At 50.1% G+C, this 17,012-nt stretch carries 19 protein-coding genes; 10 read left to right on the forward strand and 9 right to left on the reverse strand.

What is annotated here, in order from left to right:
• Window positions 1–68: 68 nt before the first annotated feature.
• The 3 genes from guaB (at window position 69) to QWY30_RS10970 (ending at window position 4,674) form a co-directional block, all read left to right on the forward strand.
• Entirely contained in the window at window positions 69–1,529 is a 1,461-nt protein-coding gene (guaB, locus tag QWY30_RS10960; RefSeq protein ID WP_290240954.1) for an IMP dehydrogenase, read from the forward strand.
• 27 nt (window positions 1,530–1,556) lie between these two features.
• On the forward strand, window positions 1,557–3,149 hold the full coding sequence (guaA, locus tag QWY30_RS10965; protein ID WP_290240956.1) for a glutamine-hydrolyzing GMP synthase: 1,593 nt from the start codon (window positions 1,557–1,559) through the stop codon (window positions 3,147–3,149).
• A gap of 124 nt (window positions 3,150–3,273) precedes the next feature.
• Complete coding sequence (locus QWY30_RS10970) at window positions 3,274–4,674, forward strand: TAXI family TRAP transporter solute-binding subunit (RefSeq protein ID WP_290240958.1); 1,401 nt, start codon at window positions 3,274–3,276, stop codon at window positions 4,672–4,674.
• 93 nt (window positions 4,675–4,767) lie between these two features.
• Here the strand turns inward: QWY30_RS10970 and QWY30_RS10975 are convergent, their stop codons facing one another.
• The 4 genes from QWY30_RS10975 to QWY30_RS10990 all read right to left on the reverse strand — a co-directional run bounded on the left by QWY30_RS10975 (window position 4,768) and on the right by QWY30_RS10990 (window position 8,082).
• Complete coding sequence (locus QWY30_RS10975) at window positions 4,768–5,238, reverse strand: DUF4188 domain-containing protein (RefSeq protein ID WP_290240960.1); 471 nt, start codon at window positions 5,236–5,238, stop codon at window positions 4,768–4,770.
• Window positions 5,239–5,286: 48 nt separating this feature from the next.
• Window positions 5,287–5,955 carry an HAD family hydrolase gene (locus QWY30_RS10980; RefSeq protein ID WP_290240962.1) on the reverse strand — a complete coding sequence of 223 codons (669 nt, stop codon included), beginning with the start codon at window positions 5,953–5,955 and terminating at the stop codon, window positions 5,287–5,289.
• 37 nt (window positions 5,956–5,992) lie between these two features.
• Window positions 5,993–6,973, reverse strand: a complete 981-nt coding sequence (locus QWY30_RS10985; RefSeq protein ID WP_290240963.1) for a Bug family tripartite tricarboxylate transporter substrate binding protein — start codon at window positions 6,971–6,973, stop codon at window positions 5,993–5,995.
• A 155-nt stretch (window positions 6,974–7,128) separates the two neighbouring features.
• Window positions 7,129–8,082 carry a LysR family transcriptional regulator gene (locus QWY30_RS10990; RefSeq protein ID WP_290240965.1) on the reverse strand — a complete coding sequence of 318 codons (954 nt, stop codon included), beginning with the start codon at window positions 8,080–8,082 and terminating at the stop codon, window positions 7,129–7,131.
• A 107-nt stretch (window positions 8,083–8,189) separates the two neighbouring features.
• Between QWY30_RS10990 and QWY30_RS10995 the strand changes: the two genes are divergently transcribed.
• The 7 genes from QWY30_RS10995 to QWY30_RS11025 all read left to right on the forward strand — a co-directional run bounded on the left by QWY30_RS10995 (window position 8,190) and on the right by QWY30_RS11025 (window position 12,909).
• The gene (locus QWY30_RS10995) at window positions 8,190–8,891 is read left to right on the forward strand and encodes a pirin family protein (RefSeq protein ID WP_290240967.1); all 702 of its coding nucleotides are present in this window, start codon (window positions 8,190–8,192) and stop codon (window positions 8,889–8,891) included.
• Between the two features lie 77 nt (window positions 8,892–8,968).
• Window positions 8,969–9,571: an FMN-dependent NADH-azoreductase gene (locus QWY30_RS11000; RefSeq protein WP_290240968.1), complete on the forward strand. Its 603-nt coding sequence runs from the start codon at window positions 8,969–8,971 to the stop codon at window positions 9,569–9,571.
• On the forward strand, window positions 9,572–10,474 hold the full coding sequence (locus QWY30_RS11005; protein WP_290240971.1) for a D-hexose-6-phosphate mutarotase: 903 nt from the start codon (window positions 9,572–9,574) through the stop codon (window positions 10,472–10,474).
• On the forward strand, window positions 10,475–10,912 hold the full coding sequence (dtd, locus tag QWY30_RS11010) for a D-aminoacyl-tRNA deacylase (protein WP_290240974.1): 438 nt from the start codon (window positions 10,475–10,477) through the stop codon (window positions 10,910–10,912). It begins immediately after the preceding gene.
• 38 nt (window positions 10,913–10,950) lie between these two features.
• Window positions 10,951–11,844 (forward strand): alpha/beta fold hydrolase, encoded by an 894-nt coding sequence (locus QWY30_RS11015; RefSeq protein WP_290240976.1) that lies wholly within the window; start codon window positions 10,951–10,953, stop codon window positions 11,842–11,844.
• A 16-nt stretch (window positions 11,845–11,860) separates the two neighbouring features.
• On the forward strand, window positions 11,861–12,394 hold the full coding sequence (locus QWY30_RS11020) for a GNAT family N-acetyltransferase (RefSeq protein WP_290240978.1): 534 nt from the start codon (window positions 11,861–11,863) through the stop codon (window positions 12,392–12,394).
• 86 nt (window positions 12,395–12,480) lie between these two features.
• Window positions 12,481–12,909 (forward strand): hypothetical protein, encoded by a 429-nt coding sequence (locus QWY30_RS11025; RefSeq protein ID WP_290240980.1) that lies wholly within the window; start codon window positions 12,481–12,483, stop codon window positions 12,907–12,909.
• On the opposite strand, the gene QWY30_RS11030 is transcribed toward QWY30_RS11025, so the two are convergent.
• The 5 genes from QWY30_RS11030 to QWY30_RS11050 all read right to left on the reverse strand — a co-directional run.
• A complete protein-coding gene (locus QWY30_RS11030) occupies window positions 12,906–13,271 on the reverse strand; it encodes a hypothetical protein (protein WP_290240981.1) in 366 nt (121 codons plus the stop codon). The genes QWY30_RS11025 and QWY30_RS11030 overlap by 4 nt on opposite strands.
• A gap of 92 nt (window positions 13,272–13,363) precedes the next feature.
• Entirely contained in the window at window positions 13,364–14,431 is a 1,068-nt protein-coding gene (locus QWY30_RS11035; protein WP_290240982.1) for a phosphotransferase family protein, read from the reverse strand.
• The gene (locus QWY30_RS11040; protein ID WP_290240983.1) at window positions 14,428–15,213 is read right to left on the reverse strand and encodes an SDR family NAD(P)-dependent oxidoreductase; all 786 of its coding nucleotides are present in this window, start codon (window positions 15,211–15,213) and stop codon (window positions 14,428–14,430) included. The genes QWY30_RS11035 and QWY30_RS11040 overlap by 4 nt, the downstream gene beginning before the upstream one ends.
• Complete coding sequence (locus QWY30_RS11045; RefSeq protein WP_290240984.1) at window positions 15,210–16,394, reverse strand: acyl-CoA dehydrogenase family protein; 1,185 nt, start codon at window positions 16,392–16,394, stop codon at window positions 15,210–15,212. Before QWY30_RS11045 ends, QWY30_RS11040 begins: the two co-directional genes overlap by 4 nt.
• Window positions 16,395–16,482: 88 nt before the next feature.
• The coding region (locus tag QWY30_RS11050; protein ID WP_435433396.1) for an IS4 family transposase at window positions 16,483–17,012 on the reverse strand (530 nt) is incomplete at its 5' end.

A 17,012-nucleotide genomic window follows, 5' to 3' on the forward strand; every position in this document is an offset into this window, starting at 1 on the left:
GCATCAGTTCGTCCATGAAAGTAGTGGTTCTACCATCGTATAATCACGCTTTGCGCCCGGAGCTTTTCATGCGTCTTATCCAAACTGCGCTCACCTTCGACGATGTTTTGCTGGTTCCTGCCTTTTCGCAGGTACTTCCACGCGACACGTCGCTGGTCACACGCCTCACACGAAATATTTCCCTCAATATCCCACTTGTCTCGGCTGCCATGGACACGGTCACCGAGTCCCGTCTTGCCATCGCGATGGCGCAAGAGGGTGGAATTGGAATCATCCACAAAAACCTCACTGCCGATCAGCAGGCGCAAGAGGTCGCGCGTGTCAAACGACACGAGTTCGGTATTGTGATTGACCCGATCACCGTGACTCCGGACATGAAGGTCCGGGATGCGATCGCACTCCAGCGTAGACACGGTATTTCCGGCTTGCCAGTCGTTCAGGGAGGCAAGCTTGTCGGTATCGTGACCAACCGTGATTTACGCTTCGAAGATCGCCTCGATGCGTTGATCGCGACAGTCATGACGCCGCAGGAACGTCTGATCACCATGAAGGAGGGCACGACACTCTCCGAGGCGCAGACTCTGATGCACAAGCATCGTCTAGAGCGTGTACTGATTGTCAACGATGCCTTCCAGTTACGCGGTCTGGCGACAGTCAAAGACATCGTCAAAAACACCGAACATCCGGCGGCAAGCAAGGACAGCCATGGTCAGCTTCGCGTTGGCGCTGCTGTGGGCGTGGGCGACGGCACCGAAGAGCGTGTTGAAAAACTCGTTGCAGCGGGAGTGGATGTCATCGTGGTTGATACGGCGCATGGCCACTCTGCTGGGGTCATTGAGCGTGTCCGGTGGGTCAAGACTCATTTTCCTAAAGTTGAAGTGATTGGCGGTAATATCGCCACGGGTGATGCGGCTCGCGCTCTTCTGAACGCAGGTGCTGACGCGGTCAAAGTTGGTATCGGCCCTGGTTCGATTTGCACGACTCGTGTTGTGGCTGGCGTTGGCGTACCGCAGATCACTGCAATTTCAGATGTATCCAAAGCACTTGAGGGCACAGGCGTGCCGTTGATTGCCGATGGAGGTATTCGTTTTTCTGGCGACGTGGCCAAAGCCATCGCTGCTGGGGCATCCACAGTCATGATGGGTGGGATGTTTGCTGGCACAGAAGAAGCGCCTGGAGAGGTCGTGTTGTTTCAGGGTCGCTCATACAAGTCCTATCGTGGAATGGGCAGCTTAGGTGCGATGACGGATGGTTCAGCCGACCGTTATTTTCAGGATCCCGCGAATAACGCTGACAAACTTGTCCCCGAAGGTATCGAAGGTCGCGTGCCTTACAAGGGTAGTGTGCTGGCGATTATTTTCCAACTGGTGGGTGGAGTTCGTGCGTCGATGGGCTATTGCGGTTGTGCGTCGATCGAAGAAATGCGCACCAAACCCCAGTTCGTTCAGATCACCGCGGCAGGTATGCGGGAGTCGCACGTGCACGACGTCCAGATCACAAAAGAAGCGCCCAATTACCGCGCCGACTAGTTTCATTTATTGATAGGTTTCCCACTCATGCATCAGCGCATTCTCATCCTAGATTATGGTTCACAAGTTACCCAATTGATTGCGCGGCGTGTGCGAGAGGCGGGGGTGTATTGTGAATTGCATCCCGGTGATGTGGATGCTGCTTTTTTGCATAATCAGCGTTCCCTGGGACTCAAGGGCATTATCCTGTCGGGTAGTCATGCTTCAGTCTACGACAAGGACTCCCTGAAGGTTCCGCATGCGGTGTTCGAAGCGGGTGTGCCTGTGCTCGGTATTTGTTACGGCATGCAGGCGATGGCGCAGCAGTTGGGGGGGGAGGTGAACTACTCCGATCATCGCGAGTTCGGTTACGCCGAAGTCCGCGCGCGCGGCCACACGCGCTTGCTCAAGGGGATCGAGGATTTCACCACACCCGAAGGCCATGGCATGCTCAAGGTATGGATGAGTCATGGGGACCAGGTGACGCGTGTGCCCGACGGCTTTAAAGTCATGGCATCGACACCTTCCTGCCCGATTGCAGGGATGGCTGACGAATCCCGCGGTTTTTATGCGGTTCAATTTCATCCCGAGGTGACGCACACGATCAAGGGCCAGGATCTTCTCAATCGTTTCGTACACGAGATTTGTGGCTGCGTGGGTGACTGGACGATGCCGACATACGTCGATGAGGCCGTTGCGCGCATCAGAGAGCAGGTGGGTCACGATGAGGTGATTCTTGGTCTCTCCGGTGGCGTGGACTCATCCGTTGCGGCGGCGCTGATTCACAAGGCGATTGGTGATCGTTTGACCTGCGTGTTTGTCGATCATGGTCTGTTGCGCCTGGACGAGGGCAAACAGGTCATGGAGACCTTCGCGCAAAACATGGGCGTTCGCATTATCCATGTCGATGCAACTGAGCAATTTATGGGTAAGCTTGCGGGCGTCTCTGATCCCGAAGCAAAACGCAAAATCATCGGGCGCGAATTTGTCGAAGTCTTTCAGGCCGAAGCTGGAAAGCTCAAGCAAGCTAAATGGCTCGCTCAGGGCACGATTTACCCCGATGTGATCGAGTCTGCTGGCGCTAAAACAGGCAAGGCCGTCGCCATCAAGTCTCACCACAATGTGGGTGGTTTGCCTGATACCTTGAATCTGAAACTCCTCGAGCCTTTACGCGAGTTATTCAAAGACGAAGTCCGCAAGCTTGGTGTTGCCCTTGGTTTGCCACACGGTATGGTGTATCGCCATCCTTTTCCAGGTCCTGGTTTAGGTGTGCGGATTCTTGGTGCAGTCAATACGGAGTTTGCGAATCTCCTGCGCCGTGCCGATGCGATTTTTATCGAAGAGCTACGTAATACGATTGATCCAGAAACCAAACAGTCATGGTACGACCTCACGTCACAAGCCTTTGCTGTGTTCTTGCCTGTGAAATCGGTAGGTGTGATGGGCGACGGTCGCACGTACGACTATGTTGTTGCGCTGCGTGCTGTGCAGACATCTGACTTTATGACTGCGGATTGGGCGCCGTTGCCATATCCACTGCTCGCAAAAGTCTCCTCGCGGATTATTAATGAGGTGCGCGGTATCAATCGTGTTGTTTATGACGTATCAAGTAAACCGCCTGCGACGATTGAGTGGGAATAAAACCTTTATCCCACTTGACGTTATCTTAGATGCATAAACTTTCTTTAAAATCATTAATTAATAGCAGCTCAGTTTTTTAATCATGTCAACTTGAAAAGCTTCATCCAGTAAAGGAGAGCCTTCATTGAACGCGATTCGATATCTCAAAAGCGTTGTAGCTGATGAATTTAGTGCCATCGTACTTTTTTATCGCGAATCAAAACAGTTGGTATTTTTAGCGCTTATCTGCTTGCTTTTAATTGTTTTTTTTCTTGCTCCCTTTCCTGATCGATCGGTAAATTTTCTCACTGCCCATACAGGTTCCGATTGGTATAGGTATGCTGAAAAGGGAAGTCGTTACTTGGAGAGCCAAGGTCTTAAAGTCGACGTGTGGACCACGCAAGGTTCTGTTGAGAATTTAGAGAAATTAAGTGACCCTACCAGCAGCGCAAATGCTGGATTTGTGTATGGGATGAATGTCATCAAAAAACAGCGTGCAGAGATTCAATCACTAGGAAGCGTGGATTATCAGCCCGTATGGATTTTTTATAGAAAAGATAAAATTGGAAATATTGAAGATCTGCATGATCTTGCAAAATTTCGAGTAGCGCTTCCGCCTTTGCCAAGTGGCTCATATGCAATAAGTAAATACTTATTTAAACAGTACCATATTGACATTACCAGTCATTCGAATTTTATTCCTGATGAGTCCGTCAAGTCAGTCAACAAACTGTTGGCAAATGAGGTCGATGCTCTTATTGTCATTACTGCTGTTGAAGAACCAGTTATCCAGAAATTATTACGTGATCCGAATATCACGCTTCTAAATTTTAAATACGCAGCTGGATTTGCAACAAAACATGATTCTTTCGAAATGGTAACTTTGCCAGCAGGTTCCATTGAAATTTCCCCGCCGATACCCGCTCACGATACAAACCTTGTAGCAACAACAACGAGTCTTGTAGTCAAAAAAACGATGCACCCCGATACGCAATTGGCCTTGCTGATTGCCACCCGCGAGATGAGTCGGAATTCAAGATCCTTGTTTTTTGAAAAACGTCTAGAGTTCCCTGCTTATATTGATCCTCAGATCCCAATCAGTCCCGTTGCAGCTAAGTTTTATGATTCCGGACCGCCCACTCTTTCTCATTATGTACCTATATGGTTAGCCGGTTTTCTGTCTCGTGCTTGGGTATTTGTTCTCACTCTCTTTGCAATTATTTACCCGCTCACAAAAATCAATCTTAGAATTAGAAAATTCCAGTTCATCCTTAGAGAAAGGCCGCATTATGAAGAGCTGCTCAAAATTGAACATCGACTGACCCGGACTAATCTAACGGCCGCTGAGTACGCCGAGTTTCTTGTGACTCTGGATAAGATCAATGCTGATGCGATAAAACACGGGGTACCTATTGGTAAAGAGGAGAGTTATTTTTCTCTGCTGGGTTCAATTAACTTATTAAGACTAAAAATCGAACGATTAAGAAATAACGAAAATAATAACGAAAACACCTCATCCTCATCTATTAATGGCCGCTTAACTTAGAATAGACAAATGTCATGGCCATCTGTGGCGAATATCTACTGATGGTTAACATATTTCGATCGATGATTGTAGAGTTTGTTTAGCCTAAGAGTATTACTCATTTTTTTCAAAACGTTGTTGTGCATTATTTTGCCCTTTACCAACGAACTGAAGTTTTCCAGCTTTGCCTAAACCAAATGAAGGCATATTGACATAGATGTTCTCGTAAGTTCCTCTCGTTGCTTGGTATGTTTCGTGCCAAATACCAACAGAACCCTCTGAGCCTATTGATTGATTAAATGCCTTCCAGGCAGGTAGATGTTGAGCATCTTTGTTTTTAGCGTATGCCAAAAGCTTCTCTTTCGAACGCCAATATTGAACCAGTATCAGCGTACGTCCAAACCAGATTTCGTGATGTAAGTAGCCTAGATCTTTATTTGAATTCAACTCTTTAAGCATTTTTGGCATAGCTAAAAAAACTGGAAGCCACTTATGGATAGCCCAAATTTTATTTAGACGAAATCCAATCATAAAAACGACAAAATCCCCATCTAAAGTCGCTGTCACTCTACCTTTTGTGATCATCAATGCTCCTCGAAAAGAAAGCAGAGACTTATTTTATTGATGAGTAGATTAATTTTCTAGTGTCAATCTATCGCGGATGTAATGAATTGCATCAGTCATTCCGCCCAACACAGCCTCTGCAAATTCAAAATTATGACTACCCGATTGCTCAGTCGGCAAGACCACACAGGGTATGCCTGCTTGAGCTGCCGCCTTCAATCCATGTTCCGTATCCTCAATCGCCAGACACTCCTCTGGATGAAGGCCAAGCTTTTCAAGTGCCAGTAGGTAGCAATCTGGCGCGGGTTTACTTTTTTCTACATCATCTGCTGAAATCACACACGCAAAATGACGGTCAAAAGAATAAGTGCGTACCGTTGCACCGACTGAGTGTTGATTGGCTCCTGTCACAATAGCCAGAGTCAGACCTTGCTCAAGCAATGCTTGAATAGCTTCTTGCACACCGGGCATGAGTGGATAAGCGTTCTCGGCTAGAAACTCTTTTGTAATGGTGTGTTTTTCCTCGGCCAAATTCTCGGATTGAACAGGAAGGTCATAGCGTTTCACCAAGTCAATGGCATTGGCCAGCGTAGGCATACCGGCACACACTGAATTGAAAACTTCTTCACTCATCGTCACGCCATAACGATCGAGGACTTGAGTCCAGAGTTGATAGTGAATAGGTTCAGAGTCAACCAGCGTTCCATCGTGATCAAATAGTACTGCGCGTAATTTCATAAAAAAGATTTCTTCTTTACAGTGGAATTTTCAGTCATCATTTCTGGTCCATCTCCTTTAACAAGCTATCAAAGGTCTTCGTATCACGAATGATTTCGGCGCTCAGTGCATCAGGCCCTTTAGGATCGAGCGCATAACCTGTCTCTGAAAACTTTTTAAACTCCGGGCTGTTCACGATTTCCATCGAAACTTTGCTAAGTTTACTGAGAACATCAGATGGCATTCCCTTTGGACCGATAATATAAAAAGAGGCCGCCAAGGTTGTATTGAAACCGGCATCAATCGTGGATTGCGCTTCGGGTACCGGGCTGTAGGTTCCTCTGTCAAAAACAGCGAGCACACGCACTTTGCCAGCTTGAACATGGCTGGGGATTCCCACGGCTCCCGTAAAGAGTGTCGCTTCTACGCGGTTGCCTAAAAGAGCCACGAGCGCTTCGCCGCTGCCCCCTGTAAAGGGGACGGTGCGTAATTTAGTACCGGCCGTTTTGTTGAATTCTTGAGCGACCAGATCAGGGACTGTGCGCAGACCCGATACGGAGGCGCGTACTTTGCCCGGATGTTGTTTTACATATTGGACAAAATCTGAAAAATTTTGCCATGGGGCGTCTGCGCGCACCACAAGAATCACTGGCATCGAGCCAAGTTTGACGATCGGTTGATACTGATCCGGAGTTTTGAAAGCGAGACTTTGATTCACCAGCGGTTGATATGCGAGGATGCTATTTGTGGCCAAACCAAGTGTGTAACCATCGGGCTTTGCACGCACAACCATCCCTGTGCCAATCGTGCCAGAACCGCCAGGTTTATTTTCAATTGTGACGTCTACACCGAGCGCTTTCTGAAGTTGTGTCGCGTATTGCCTGGCGACTGGATCAGTAGAGCCACCGGGGCTGTAAGGCACAACGAGTGTGATGGAGCGAGTGGGGTAGGTTTGGGCGTTCACACTTGTTTGTGTCATCCCGGCAAACACACCTAGCGCGACAAACAGGCCTCGTGCATTCAATCGTCGAAAGTTCATGATCCTTCCTTTGATATGGAGAAAAATTCTCGTGCAACAGCGCTGCTGGATCCATCATCCCCCATGCAAAAGGTAGATGACTCACATGCTGTGTTTCAGATTAGTCCACAAACTGCTGAATGAAAAGCGGTGAGGTTTGAGCAGCCAAGCCAAGCCTAGACCGGCAAAGTACACATCAGAGCTTGGCGAGTATGTGTATTTTCCAATTGCTCCAGCCACCATTGCAAGGCACGGCCCCTGGATGCGGTGGATACTTTGCGCCAAGCATAGCTTGCATGTATTTGTCTCTCGTTTCTTTCTACGTGCTTTCTCACAAGTCGACCTGTTTCAATGTATGGTTGGGCGAGTCCTGCTGGTAAAAAGCCACAACCGAGTCCACGGAGTTGCGCATCCAGTTTGCTTTGCATGGTGGAAACGGTAAAGACATCCTGGCCGGAAATCAATCCGACAGAAATACCGGTGCCACGTTGCACGGAGTCAGCGGCGGCCACGACTCTGTATTGACGGATTGTTTCATCACTCAAAGGTTCTTCCGCCAGTGCCAAGGGGTGATGGGGTGCGACCGCAAATACAAAACGTTGAATACCCAGTGGTTTGATCTGCAAACCTGTTGTGGCACCGGCCTCGGCCACGACCCCAAGTGACAAGTCCGCCAGTCCAGAGGTGAGTGCCTCCAGTGTGCCAGATAGGGTCTCGGTTCGGATTCGCAGACGTGTGGGAGGATTCAGCGCCAGAAAGGATGCACATAAATCCATCACCGTGGAGTGGTGAATGATGCTGTCAATCGCGACAGTGAATTGAGGTTCCCAGCCGGTCGCGACACGTTTGACGCGATTGGCAACGGTATCAATCTCGTTGAGTAAGCGTTGTCCCTCCCGGATCAATTCTGAGCCTGCTGCGGTTAAACGCGCCTGGCGAGAGCTTCTGTCAAAAAGCAGCACATCCAGCGCTTCTTCGATCTGCCGAACGCGATAAGTCAGGGCGCTTGGCACCATGCCTGCTGCGCGGGCGGCAGAAGCAAAGCTTCCTGTTTCAGCAATACGAAGCAGCATTTCCAGAGACTCAGGCGTCAGGACTTGTCTGGCTTGTGGTTTATTTTGTATCTTCATCTTATTAAAGTTCAATTTTTTTGAATGATGACATCAAATACCATGGATCGCAATAGGTCGTTTGAGCTCTAAAGTTCTGATATCGCAACGCTTTAATGGAGTTGACCATGTTAAGTCTTCGCAAATCTCAAGACCGTGGCTATGCCGACCATGGCTGGCTCAAGAGTTTTCACTCTTTTTCTTTCGCCGGATACCATGACCCCGAACACATGGGCTGGGGAAATCTGCGTGTCATCAATGAGGACCGTATCGCGCCCGGAACGGGCTTTGGGAGCCATGGTCACCGTGACATGGAAATCATTAGCTATGTGCTGTCTGGTTCGCTTGCGCACAAAGACAATATCGGTAACGGTACAGCGATTCCCCCCGGAGATGTCCAGCGCATGAGCGCAGGGCGTGGTGTGGTCCACAGTGAATACAACCACTCGGCTGATCAGGCCACACACTTTTTCCAGATTTGGATCGAGCCCAAGCAGCATGGCATCAACCCCGGCTACGAGCAAAAAACATTTCCAGAGCACGAAAAAAGAGGCGCACTAAGACTGGTTGCCTCACCCGATGGTGCGCAGGGATCCGTGACGATTCATGCCGATGCCAGTTTGTATGCCGGACTATTCACAGGATCTGAGACCGTGACTTTGCCTTTGGATCCAGCACGCAAAGCTTATGTGCATGTCGTGCGTGGTTCGATCAATGTCAATGGACAGTTGTTGCATACGGGTGATGCCGCCAAGCTCTCAGACGAGCATGCAGTCACCCTTAGCGAAGGTCAAGATGCAGAGGTATTGGTCTTTGACCTAGCTGCATGACAGAAACATGTCCTCATTCTGCGCCTGACCAACAATCTTTATACATTTTATTGAAACAATCTTTGGAGTTTATTGCGATGAAAATTTTACAAGTGAATAGTGCAGCACGTACTACAGGTGCCAACTCAACTCTGATCGCCAATCAAGTGACTGCAGCGCTGGTGGCCAAACATCCCGGTGCCAGAGTTGAAGTCCTTGATTTGGCTGCGAATCCCCATCCCGCACTCGATCAAGATGGCTTGGGCGCTCTTTTTACTCCGGCGGAGCAAAGAACAGCAGAGCAACGTGAACGGATCGAACTGGACAATGCCTTGATTGCGCAAGTCCAATCTGCAGATGTGCTCGTACTGGGCGTTCCTATGTATAACTTTGCGATTTCGAGTCAATTAAAGAACTGGATTGATGCGATTGCAAAGGCGGGCGTGACGTTCCGCTATACAGAGAATGGTCCTGAGGGACTGATCAAAGGGAAAAAAGTGTATGTCGCTTTGGCGCGCGGGGGGATTTATCGTGACACACCGAATGATACGCAAGTCCCCTATCTGAAAATGATTTTGGGTTTTCTCGGAATGACCGACGTAGAATTCATTTATGCAGAGGGCTTTGCCATGGGCGAGGAGCATGTTAAACAAGCCTTGGCCTTTGCAGAGACCCAAATCCTTCAATTATTTGGCGAATGAATGAATACTCTCAAAGATTGGCAAGATCGGTTGGGTGATCAATTTGTTGTTTTTGAAGAATCACAAGACGGAATCGTCTTGATAAAAATTGATCACCCCTTGGCCACTGCAACGATCAGCCTTCAGGGTGGTCAGATTTTGCAGTGGCAGCCAAAGTCTCAGGTCGAGCCAGTGCTTTGGAGTGCAGCGCCCATGCACTGGAAAAAGGGACGTGCGATTCGCGCGGGTATCCCTGTTTGCTGGCCTTGGTTCGGTGCGCACCCAGTTGATTCCTCAGCCCCCGCGCATGGTTATGCAAGGATTTGTCCTTGGGAAATAACCAGTATTTCGACGAGCCATTCAGGGCCCGTGGAGATATGTATGGCGATGTCAGTGGCAACCCCATCCACTGTTACGCAAACCCTAGAGGCTACGCTCGCTTCCAGAATTTCCATCGGGGAAACATTGTCGATCAGCCTCACGACCAGTAACCCCGGTCCTCAGCCTCTAGTCATCACCGAGGCGCTTCATGCATACTTTAAGGTCAGTGACATCCGCAATGTTGAAACGCTTGGGCTGAGCGGAAGTGAGTATATTGATTTAATTGATCAAAATACGAAGAAAATACAAAATGGGAATATCCATTTCACAAATGAAACAGGCCGCGTTTTTATTAATACGATCAGCGAATGTTTGATTAAAGATTCTGGTTACGATCGGATAATCAGAATCGAAAAAACGGGGAGTCAAAGTACAGTCGTCTGGAACCCCTGGCAAGATACCGCTTCAAAAATGAATGATCTCGGCGCGGACCAATGGCAACAAATGGTTTGCATCGAAACTGCGAATGCACTGGATAATGCGCTGACGATTGAGTCGGGTGCTCAACATAGTATGTCGGTCAATTATTCGATAGGGCTTTAGATGCAAGTGCTTTTACAAAGAGTTTTAGAGGCCAGTGTCACAGTTGAACAATCGGTCGTGGGTCAGATTGGTCGAGGTTTGCTCGTTTTTATTTGCGCTGAGCAAGGCGATACCGATGAAATCTCTCTAAAAATGCTTGAAAAAATATTAAAGCTTCGTATTTTTAGTGATGACGCCGGCAAGATGAATTTGTCTGTTCAGGATGTCAGCGGCGCTTTGTTAATTGTTTCCCAATTCACACTCGCAGCTGATACAGCAAAAGGCAACCGTCCAAGCTTTGGTCGCGCCGCTGCGCCAGAACATGCCAAACTTTTATACGACGGATTTGTCAATTTAGCTCGGCAGAGTGGGTTGTCTATTGAAACAGGCATATTCGCTGCGGATATGAAAGTAGCGCTCGTCAATGATGGACCCGTCACGATTCCCTTGGCAATCTAGACTGGTAACATTTGATTTCACCGAGGGAGTGAAATGAGATGCAGGCGCTAAAAAAAATACACGCAGGAGTTCTTGAGATCGCTTACGCAGAGTCTGGACCTTCTAATGGACAACCAGTATTTTTGATGCATGGTTTTCCTTACGATATTCACGCTTATGACGAGGTCTCACCCATGCTTGCTGCTGCGGGCTGTCGTGTCATCGTGCCTTTTTTGCGTGGCTATGGTCCCACGAGATTTTTAAGTCCATCTACGCCACGCTCTGGAGAGCAAGCAGCGCTCGGTGCGGATTTGCTCGCATTGATGGATGCGCTGCAGATTCCGAAGGCTTTATTGGCAGGGTATGACTGGGGCGGTCGTGCCGCGTGCGTGGTTGCTGCCGTTTGGCCTGAGCGTTGCCAGGGTCTCGTATCATTTAATAGCTACAACATTCAAAACATTGCGCAGGCATTGGTTCCGGATCTGCCGGAAAATGAGCACAGACTCTGGTATCAATATTATTTTCATAGCGAAAGAGGGCGTGCGGGGCTGGAAAAGGATCGCCGAGCCGTGACGCGTCTGCTCTGGAAGCTTTGGTCTCCCACCTGGATTTTTAATGAGGACACTTTCTCAAAATCAGCCGCTGCATTCGACAATCCTGACTTTGTAGAGGTTGTGATTCACTCGTATCGTCATCGTTTCGGATTGGTCGAAGGAGACCCAGCTTATGCTGAGATTGAAGCTCGTTTAGCCAAGCAGCCAGCGATCACTGTACCTGCAATTACGTTTGATGGCGAAGACGATGGGGTGAGAAAGCCGTCCTATGAAGCCCCACACGCACAGCGATTTTCCGGTTCACGCGTGCATCGGGTTATACCGGGAGTCGGCCACAACATGCCCCAGGAAGTTCCCGAGATTTTTGGAAAAGCAGTCCTGGAATTAGTAAGAGCTTAACGAGAAACTCAAACAGATGAAACCAGATATCCAACTTCGAGACAGTCTCGATGCTGACTGTGAGGCGATTCAGGCGATTTATGCTTACCATGTGTTGCACGGAACAGCCTCCTTTGAAATTATCCCGCCAACCTTGGAGGAAATCCGTCAGAGGCGTTCTGATGTGGTGAACAAAAGCCTCCCATACATTGTGGCCGAAAGAGATGGCGAAGTCGTGGGATATTCATACGCGACAATGTATCGGGCAAGACCCGCATATCGATTCACCGTTGAAAATTCGGTCTATGTCAAAGAGGGGTTGGCAGGCGAGGGAATAGGCAGCAAACTTTTACTGGCATTGATTGATCGCTGTACGAAGAGTGGTTTTCGCCAGATGATTGCCGTCATTGGTGACAGCAGTCCGGCTTCGGTCGCGTTACACAAACGGCATGGTTTTGAGCAGGTGGGTCTTTTTCGGTCAGTGGGCTTCAAGGCTGGCGCTTGGCGAGACACTGCGATGCTTCAGCTTGAGCTGGGTGCTGGAAATCGAGTGCCCCCCGAAACACCTTGATATTCATTTTTCGCAAGAACATCCAATGGCAGGCCATTTCATCTTAAAATGACTAACCGGATATTTTTATTCATGGGTGTTTTAAGATGGCTGTTTATAAACCTATAGATCTTTTTGGTGTTCCGGATGATTTAAATGTATCCGAAAAGCCAGCGATCAAAAAACCCTCTCGTAAAAGAGTGGTAGAGAGATCTACAGCCGAATCACTTCCTAAGAAAAAGGCCCGCACGAAACAGACCGCTTCAGCGGCTCAACTCGTGAACCTTCCTGGTCAGGGGTTTTTACCAGGCTTATCAAGACGCGGGCGCCCCAGACTCGCAAAACCCATTTCGGCGGTCGAACGCACTGCCGAACACCGACGCAAGAGAATCGCCAATGGCGCAAAGCGAGTCGAGATCATCCTGGATAGTGATGTGTCGCGCGCCCTGGATCGACTCGCAGAACATCACCAAGAGCCCCGAAGTGATGTAATCGCGACTCTGATCCGTAAAGCAGCCTCGCGACTGAAAACTTAGCGCGCACCGGGTCGATTCACGGGGCCGCCACGGTTAACCCCTTCGCCAGGTCCTGCTCCGGGAGCAATGCCGACTCCAGGGGCGCCTGCACCGGCACCGGGTATGACGCCCACACCAGGAGCACCCACTCCAGGAGCACCCACGCCAGGAGCACCTACCCCTGGTGCAACACCCACACCAGGTGCGCCGACTCCAACACCTGGCAGTACACCTACGCCAGGAGCGCCTCTGTCCACGGGAGCGGCAACGCAACCAACCGGTACGCCCGGGGCGGTACAGATCACGCGGGCACTAGCAGTGCTCGTCAATACAGACATTGCTGCAAGTGGAGTAAGTAAAGCGATCAGAAAAGAGCGTTTCATGAGTCAAACCTTTCAGAGAGTGTGAGTGTTTCGTCTGCACTATAGCAACATGTGGTGGCAAGTTCAGCTGATCTGATAGTCATTGCGAGGGTTCAGCGTCTGGAGCGCTCATACCTCTGAGCGTACTCCCAGCCGATATCCGCAAGTGGTCTTGCTTTATTGCCTGTTTCCTTGGCGTCGGATGCCGAGGCTGTTCCGTTTGCCGCACGCTTGGCGATACCTTGCAAAATAGCCGCCATCCTGAAGAGGTTGTAGGCAATATAAAAATCCCAGTGCTCTTGACCAGCAAAACCCGTCGCGGCCGTATAGCGCTCAACGTAATCAGACTCGGCGGGTATGCCGAGTGCCGCCAGATCCAGTCCTCCGATACCCCGCCACAGTGTTGCAGGGATATGCCAGCTCATGCAATGGTAAGCAAAGTCAGCCAGGGGGTGTCCGAGCGTTGCAAGTTCCCAATCCAGTAAACCAATGGCACGCGGCTCAGTAGGATGGAATACAAGATTGTCCAGGCGATAATCACCGTGAACGATCGAAGTCTGATCGCCCTCGGGTATGTTTGCTGGCAGCCATTCAATCAGTGCATGCAACGATTCGATATTTTCAGTGTTCGACTCCAGGTACTGTCGACTCCAGCGCGCAATCTGACGTTGAAAATAATTACCAGGCTTACCAAAAGTTTCAAGACCGACTGCGTTCGGGTCGACTTGATGAAGGGACGAAATCACTCGATTCATTTCAGCGTAGATTGCTCCACGCTCCTCACGATTCATGCCTGGTAATGACTGGTCAACGAGCACTCGTCCTTTGAGGAACTCCATGATGTAAAAGGGCGTGCCGACTACATTGAGGTCATCACTGAATGCGTAAAGTTTAGGAACCGGCACATCGCTTTTTTGCAGCGCTTGCATCACGCGATACTCTCGATCTACAGCATGTGCGGAGGCTAAAAGAACGCCTGGCGGCTTTTTACGCAATACGAGTTGTTGAGAGCCGCTCGTGAGTAAAAAAGTTGGGTTGGATTGACCGCCAGTCAACGGTTGGCAAGAAAGCTTTTCTGCTTGGGTGATTCCTTGCTCGCGCAACCATTGAGCCAAATTTTCTGTTTTAAATTGCCCGAGCGTGCCTTCGCTGCCAATTGCTTGAGTCTTGTCTGTACTCATAGGGAGCTCACCAGATGCCCCCAGTCAACGGGCAGTGTCGTGCCCGTCATCGCTTGGCCAGCGTCTGAGGCCAGCAATAGCAATGGACCATCCAAGTCCTCCATTTGGCAAAACCTTCTGAAAGGCACGCGTGCTTCCAGTTTTTTTCCTGCCTCACTTGCAAGAAAATCGCTGTTCAGATCGGTCACGACATAACCAGGCAAAATCGCGTTGACACGAATGCCATAGCGCGCAAACTCAAGCGCCAGCGCTTTGGTGAACTGGATCACACCCGCCTTGGAAGTGGCATAGGCTACGACCGCGCCAGCGACACGTTCACCGAGAATCGACGAGATATTGATGATGCTGCCTTTCTTTTTGTGTTTGACCAGCCGGCGTGCCGCCTCAGTATCAACCATCCAGCAGCCTTTCAGATTCGTATCGATGACCTCATCCCAATCTTGCTCGGTCTGATCAAGGGCGGGTTTTGCAACGGTGGTGCCCGCATTACTGACAATAATATCGGCCACTCGTCCAAGCGCTTCGATCTGATCAAAACAAATTTTTACGCTCTCAGCATTTGTGACATCCAGAGAGACGGCGTACGCCTGCGCGCCAGAGGCTTTGATTTCATCAACGAGAGTTTGTAGTTTGTCAGCGCGTCTTGCGGCCGCAATGACCGTTGCACCCGCTTGGGCAAGCGTTTTCGCCATGTGACGACCGATGCCGCTCGATGCGCCTGTGACGAGCGCCGTGCGTCCAGCCAAGCCAAACAGAGTGGTATTTGTCTGTGCAGTGCTCATGCATGACCTCCCGCACGTTTTTCAGCGGCGTCCAGGATTTTGCGAGCCATGCTCCAGCGATGAACCTCACTTGGGCCGTCATAAATTCTGAATGCACGCATGTCCATGAATATGCGCATGACCAAGGTTTCACCTGTGACCCCTTGACCTCCCAGTATTTGAACGCACCGGTCGACCACACGCCATTCAGCTTCAGAGCATGTGACTTTGGCGCGACTGGATTCAAAATTACAAGTTTGACCTTGGTCCAGCAGCCAGGCGGTATGCGCGATATGCAGGCGCGAGGTTTGAATGTCCATGTCATTGTCGGCGAGCATGAAGCCTACGCCCTCGTGCTTGCCAAGGGCGCGTCCAAAGGCTTGGCGCGTGCGCGCATATTCCGTGGCAATGTCGTGTGCTCTCCGCGCCTGGCCCAGCCAGCGCATGCAATGCGTCAGACGGGCAGGCGCCAATCGGACCTGAGCATATTTAAAACCACGACCGATCTCGCCCAGAACATCAGAAGCGGGGATGCGGACATTCTTGAACTCCATGACGCAATGACCACCCGTAAAGCAGCTGTCCATCGCATCCATCTGGCGTGTCACGCTGATCCCTTCGCGACTCATGTCAGACAAGAACATCGTGGCGGATCCGTCTTCCATTTTTGCCATGATGATGACGTAACTGGCTCCTTGGGCGCCAGTAATGAACCATTTGGTGCCGTTGATGACGTAGTGGTCGCCGTCCTTGACCGCTGTCGTCAGCATCATTGAGGGGTCGGCGCCAGCACCTGGGTGAGGTTCAGTCATCGCAAAACATGAGCGCGTCAGTCCTTGGACTTGAGGACGCAACCACCGTTCCTTTTGCTCTTCGGTCGCAACCATCTCCATCAGGTGAATATTGCCCTCATCAGGCGCATGAATATTCATCGCCGTAGGACCCAGTGTTGAATACCCCGCCTCTTCAAACACAATGGCTTTGTCCGTGTGGCTGAGGCCCAGGCCACCCATTTCAATGGAGGCGTGAGGAGTCAATAGGCCCGCCTCGCGGGCCAGCCCGACCAGTTGCGCGCGCAAATCTTCAGAAGGACCGTGTGAAGTGGCGCGGGGATCGTTTTCAAGCGGGATAATCTTGTCTGCGATAAAGCGGCGAGTGCGCTCCTGAAGCTCGCGCTGAGCGGGGGTTAGGGAAAAATCCATGTTGCGAATCCTGTTTGCTGAATCGGGCGCTGCGGGTTGGGCAGGCACTGGCTGACATATTCTTTAATATTACCTCAGTAGCGTCCGGTTAATTTCCGAATAAATTCAATTGGTTAGCGGAGTCGAGTAAATCAGATGTGAGTGTATCGCCCTGAAAGGCGCTTGAAAGCTCAGTTTTCTCAAATACCGACACCGATAATATCTGTAGCAATGTGTATAACGAGGCATTAATTTGAAGTTCCCTCTTGACGATGGCAATCAACACGTAAGTCGACACGGCGCACCAGATTTGCGTCTTGACGGCATTCTCGCTGTTGCCCAGGAACTTCTTGATTCTCAGGTGCTGCTTGATCCATTTGAAGAACAATTCGACTTGCCAGCGATTCTTGTAAAGCGCTGCGATCGTCAGCGGCGGCAAGACAAAGTTGTTGGTCAGAAATATGAGAGTCTTGCCGCTCTCGGCATCTTTGAATCGAACGCGCCTCAAGTTTTCTGGGTAATGTTGGGTCGCGTAAAACCCGTTGAGCAATATCGTCTGATCGCAAATAATGCCGCTCGCTCGCTCGACTTGTGCCGAATAGATTCTTCGAGCATTCATATTGGCTTTGGCGCGGGTCA

The sequence above is a fragment of the Zwartia panacis genome (assembly GCF_030410395.1).
Classification (GTDB): domain Bacteria; phylum Pseudomonadota; class Gammaproteobacteria; order Burkholderiales; family Burkholderiaceae_B; genus Zwartia; species Zwartia panacis.